The organism is Nitrosophilus sp. (assembly GCF_982775275.1).
This window is the reverse complement of sequence record NZ_CEXZHP010000093.1, coordinates 1-5,633: the sequence shown is the minus strand read 5'-3', so window position 1 is coordinate 5,633 and position 5,633 is coordinate 1. Positions and strand designations below refer to the sequence as shown.

The 5,633-nt window shown below is 25.4% G+C and carries 4 protein-coding genes; all 4 read right to left on the bottom strand.

Translation table 11 applies throughout. The annotated features are described in order from the left end of the window. Nucleotides 1-954, bottom strand: a 954-nt coding sequence (locus AC30RD_RS05610; protein ID WP_489493352.1) for a tetratricopeptide repeat protein, incomplete at its 3' end; no start/stop codon positions are given. Continuing rightward, nucleotides 954-2,009 carry a tetratricopeptide repeat protein gene (locus tag AC30RD_RS05605; RefSeq protein ID WP_489493351.1) on the bottom strand — a complete coding sequence of 352 codons (1,056 nt, stop codon included), beginning with the start codon at nt 2,007-2,009 and terminating at the stop codon, nt 954-956. The genes AC30RD_RS05605 and AC30RD_RS05610, both read right to left, overlap by 1 nt. After that, nucleotides 1,990-4,659, bottom strand: coding sequence for an endo alpha-1,4 polygalactosaminidase (locus AC30RD_RS05600; RefSeq protein ID WP_489493350.1), 2,670 nt, complete (start codon nt 4,657-4,659; stop codon nt 1,990-1,992). The genes AC30RD_RS05605 and AC30RD_RS05600 overlap by 20 nt, the downstream gene beginning before the upstream one ends. After that, nucleotides 4,637-5,437, bottom strand: a complete 801-nt coding sequence (pelG, locus tag AC30RD_RS05595; RefSeq protein ID WP_489493349.1) for an exopolysaccharide Pel transporter PelG — start codon at nt 5,435-5,437, stop codon at nt 4,637-4,639. Before pelG ends, AC30RD_RS05600 begins: the two co-directional genes overlap by 23 nt. Nucleotides 5,438-5,633 lie beyond the last annotated feature (196 nt).

The window sequence follows — 5,633 nt, the reverse complement described above, 5'->3', positions numbered from 1 at the left end:
TCCCAGTATCAGCGTGGGGAATATCGTAGGGAGTAATATTTTCAATATTTTATTCCATTTTCTATTTTTTTGTGCATTTAAGATATATAGATTTAAAAAAGTTATATTTTTTGTTTTGTGAAAATATCTTAATGCTAATTCTTCTCCTTTTTGGAACATATTTTTTTCATAATAAAATTTTATAAGTTGAGTTATATAGTATAAGTTTGTATTAGGATATTTTGCCAATTTTTTTAACGCCTCAAATGAAGTTTTTTTATCATTTAGAAGTTTTGAAAAAAGGTAGAGATTTTCTAAATAGTAAGGAGTTTCATTATCCACTTTTTTTAAAATCTCGTAAGCTTTGTTAAACTCTCTTTTTATAAAAAGGTATTTAGCCAATTTTATCGAGATTTCCGTTGGTAAATAGTTATAATCTTTTGCAAATCTATTTGCAGTTATTAATAGTTGTTTATTATTTGAATTCATTTTATAAAAATGCATCAATTTTAATAGATACTCTTTTTTAGAAAAAAGATATTTAAATTTTTTAATATATTCAATTGCTTGATCATATTGCGCTTCATAAGTAAGAATATCTAGTAATTTTTCAAAACTTTTTTTATCCCCTTTTGACGCTTTTTTTAATAAGATTTTTTTAGCGATATCGTATCTATTTAAAGCAAGAGCAAGTTTTAAACAGATATCTTCATATTTTCTTATTTTGTATTTACTATATAAAATGTAGTAATGTTTTAAAGCAATATCGCTTTTTTTATTCCATAAAGCTATTTTTGCTAGCCATTCTCTATAATATATATTTTGAGGATCATACTTTTCAACGACTCTTTTTACAAAATCGTATGCACTTTTAATATCGTTGCTATATAAAAAAGATTTCAATATTAAATCAAACTCTTCATTTTTACCAAAAAGGTTGATAACCAAAAGAAAAATAACAAAAAATCTTTTCATTATTTTAACCTTTTTGCGATATCTTTTGATATTTTATTTGCAAGAGTTAGCTCCTCTAAAGCCAAAGCCGTCTTAAGCATAAAAATAGCACACTCTTTGTCGTGAATAAAAAGGTTTTTATACATTTTTATATATTTTATCGCTAAATCTTTTTTGTTACCCCATAATGATACTTTAATAGCTTCCATAAAAAATCTTTTTTTGTTTTTGAAATCTTTTGATCTGATCATAGCTTCTATGTATCTTTTTGCTCCTATTTCATAATCTTTATATAAAATAGAAAACATTGCGCTTTTTTGAAGCCATTTAAGAGATTTTTCTTTATCTATCTGAGCTAAGTTATAATATATATTTGAAGCTTTTTTATACTCTTTTGTATGGATATAAATATTTGCAAGGTCAAATAGATAAATTTTTTTATGTAAAGGATCTTTTTTAATCAAATTTTGAAGATATTTTTTTGCTTTTTTATAATTTTTTGTTTGCATAGATATCTTGTAGGCATTTTTAATCCATTTGAGATCATTATTATTTTTTATGATCTTTTCTATAGAATTTAATGCTATCTGATATAACTCAAAGGATAGAGCCTCTTTATAGATATATTTGAGTTGTTTAGTTTTTTTTGTGTTTTTTATCAAATTATTCAATATATTTTCTATCTCTTTTTTTATAAAGCCTCTCTTTTTTTCATCTTTTGTTAAAAAATATTCTGTTTTGACAAGTTTATATTTTAAAAACTCTTTTTTAGAAAAATTTGGAAAATTTTTATAGATAGTTTCAAGCTCATTTTCTGCTTTATCTATTTTTGAAGTATTAAGATATTTCTCAAATAGTACAAGATGAAGTTTTAGATCGATATCATGATATTTTTTTATATTTTCGATATATTTAATTATTAGGTTATCATCGCCTTTCTCTTTTAAAATGAGTTCAACTATCTTATCTTTTGGAAATAGTAGATATAACAAAGAGGCAATTATAAAAATAAATCCAACAATTTCATACCATTTAAATATCTTTTTATCGATTAAATTATTTGCAGGAAAACTCAATCTTCACCTCTTTACTATTTTTATATTTTATATTTATGATCTCATTACTTTTATCTTTTTTATATCCAAATTGAGGAATTATTTTATAACTACATTTTTTTGGCAAATAAAACGAAATTTCTATAGGCAAATATGATTTAAATTTGAAATAGTTTTTTTCTTCGTTGATTAAAATTGCGTTAGAGTTGACAATATAAGGTTTATTATTTTTGTTTTCGTTAAAAAAAAGTGTATATTTTCCTTTGTTATTTAAATGAATATAAAAATTGTTATGTTTTTTATAATATCCTATAATATTTTTTGATTGTATTAGATCTGGCTTTTTAGCATATCTTATGGTTTTTATATTTTTATCTGTGACTATTATCCATCCGTTATCTTTTTTTGCTATAACGCTATTTTCATAGTCTAAAACTCTTTTTATCCACATTGAGGCATACATTGGTGTAATCTTTTGTTTTAAGGCCCATTCATAAACTCTTTTTAAAGCATTTAAAGATGCTTTTTTTGATGCGGAATAAAAATGATAATATATATTTATCGGTTTTATCCTTTTAGGAGATTCCGTTTTTTTAAATGTTTCAATGACTTTTATATATCCTCCGAAATTTTTCCAATCATCTGTAAAAACATTTTCATTTTGAACGGCAGCATATACTTGAAAATATTCGCCTCTATATAATCCAAGAGGAGATATGTAAGATAGCCATGGATTTTCATCGGTAATAGTGGTATCGCCCCCGTTAATATTTAAAATATTGTTTTCATAGCAAAGTTTTAGTGCTTTTTTTGAGGGAAGGCAATCTCCGGTCCAAAAAAAGAGTTTTGTTTTTTTCCCTTTTGGAAGAAGGGAATCTACGAATTTTATTGAATCTAAAATTTCTCTTTTTAAATCAAATTCATAATTTTTTATTGGAAGATTATAACCTTCTTCTTTATTTTCCATCCTACTCCACTTAAAAGGGTGTGTGAAACTATGGCTTGCAGGTTCTATATAAGGGAGTTTATATATCATTTTGGCAATATTTAATAATTTATGAGAATCTTTTGGATAAAGCCCATTAGGCGATATTTCACCTTCTATTACGGATATAGAATGTGGAATTTTATATTTTTTTAATATTTCGTCATATAAAACTTCAGCGGAAAATTTTTGGTTTTTAAAATACGCTTTTTCCATAAATCCATCACCGTCTATATGAATAAACAGAATTCTTCTTCCATTTTCGGTGGTAGTATCTAAAACCGGAATATCTGGCAATTTCAAAGAATTTTTGAAAAAAACAAAAGGATCTATAACCCATAAATTATTACTAAAAGCCGTATATGTAGCACTTCCAGGTAGAGCAAAACCTCCCCATTTAGTTATAGCCGCGGCGCTTAATATTTTTTTATTTGCTTTTACTCCTACAATATTTTTTATCTCTTTTGAATACAATAAATACTCAGTATCTTGAAGTAACGGAATTGTTTCAAAGTTGGCAATTTTATCAAGAACTAAGGAGTGATTTTTATTTATATTATTAACTTTACTTAATCCCAATTTTTCAAAATATTTGTCATTTTCAAAACCAAAACCGTTTATAAATAAAAATTTTACTTCTTTTTTGATATTTTTATATATCCAATTAAACCACTCTTTTTCATTTTCTACTCTATTTTGCTCAAAAGCAACTATTACACCGGCGTATCTATCAAAAATATTTTCTTTTGGAAGTCCCTTTTTTTTGATATTCCAAAGTTTAGGTATAAAACCCATATACTCTAAAGGCATAGAAAATAGCGAATGAGCTTCTGTTTCGTTTTTTGGCAGATCACTATAATATAAAATCAATACTTTTCTTGGTATATATTTTATATTGCTAATTCCAATATTATCTAATTGGATATTTGATATATATGGGATAAAACCGTAAAAACTTATCTTTTTTGCGATTTTTTCTCCCTCTTTAAACGGGGGATTTAGATAGTCCACTACAATTACGGGTTTTTCCTTTTTTATTTGATTCAATTTTGCTAACAACCAATTTCTGTCCTCTTTTGCAACTTTTTTTATCTCCATCGTTTTAGTATCAACGCCGCTATATAAAGATTCTACCAAAAGTGCGTCTATGCTATTTTTTATATTGTGATAAATTTCAAAGCCTCTATTTATAATTATCAATTTATTTGGAAATCTTTTTTTACATTGATTTATAAAATAGCTCAAGGCTTTTTCGTACTCTTTTTTTTCTTTTTGGTTTTTTAAAACTATCTGATATGAATCCAATGTATCAAACATAAATCCATCATATTTTTCAAGAGATTTTAATTTTTTAAATAGATAATTTTGATAATTTTTATCTCTTATATCTAAAATATAGCTATTCCAATCCCTGTTTTTTCCAATAACCCATTTTTTATTTACCTTATCATCAAATTGAGCTTCTTCTAAACTGATATAAGCAAAAACTTTTGCCTCTTTTTTATATTTAGATATGTTTTTTATATTTTTTGGTTCAACAACTACCCAGTCAAAAATCCTAAATATCTCTTTTGGAGGGTTATCACCATAATACAAAATCACACTATTTGGAGCTGACTTGGCGTATAAAGGGCCAATTAATAAAAATAGAATAAAAAATATTTTATTGAAGCATAAACGTTTCATAATGGAGCCTTTTAAAATCTTTGTTTATTATATACATACCCATTGTCGAAACTAACAACAAAGAAATTGCAAATCCGTATCCAAAAAAATATGGGCCTAAATATATTGTTAATAGAGAAAGTAAAAAATTTAATATAAAAAAGGTTGAGGTTAATATCAAAACATTTTTTCTTCTATCAAGATAAAATAAAATGGCTAAAATGGACATAAAAAACAGCTGAAGTAATGTAGCTATTAGATCAATATGAAATAGTGGAATATATAACAAAGGAATATCTAAAAATTTAAATATCTCTTCGCTAAAAATTATCAAAATAATCGTAATTATACTCTGTATTCTCAAAATCTCAACTAACGCTGTTCTTGCACTCTCAATCATATCGTTTCCGTTTTTATAAATATGTTCAAGCGTGGCTCCTTCTCTTGCCGAAGTGTAATAGTTGTCATATTTTTTTGCAAAATCTGTTTCTATTCTAAATAAAAAAACCGCCATACCGGGAGCAATAGCAAGATAAGCTAAAAATATAGGTAGATCATAAATTGAAGAGTCTCTAAGCCAAGATAAAACTTCTGAACTAGTTAGGGGATGATACCAAAAAATAAATTTATCGATCCAAACTGCTATATTATAAAAAAATCCTGTAAAAATAAGAGTTTTATACATTTTGCCTTTTAAAAAATTAAATTTAACCAGCTTATTTGATGGATATTTTTTAATTATTAAGCCTAGAAGGAGAAAAAAAAGCAAAGTATGTCCAATAAAAAATGACAAAAGCATAAAAGTAAGACCAAATTTAGACAAAATAAAAATCAATGAGATTATTAAAAAATGTTGTTGACGTGTACCTTCCTGATTTTAAATATGGAAATGATAAATGTGCTTTAAGATTAAGTAAAGTAAGCGATTATACTAGAGTTGTAAAGAGGAATTTAGAATTAGCATTTAAGGATAGTGAGATGGTTATAAGGCATTT

Excerpts from the sequence above, each read along its gene's own strand:
- pelG (WP_489493349.1), bottom strand. The coding sequence starts at position 5,437 with ATGCTTTTGTCATTTTTTATTGGACATACTTTGCTTTTTTTTCTCCTT.
- AC30RD_RS05600 (WP_489493350.1), bottom strand. The coding sequence starts at position 4,659 with ATGAAACGTTTATGCTTCAATAAAATATTTTTTATTCTATTTTTATTA.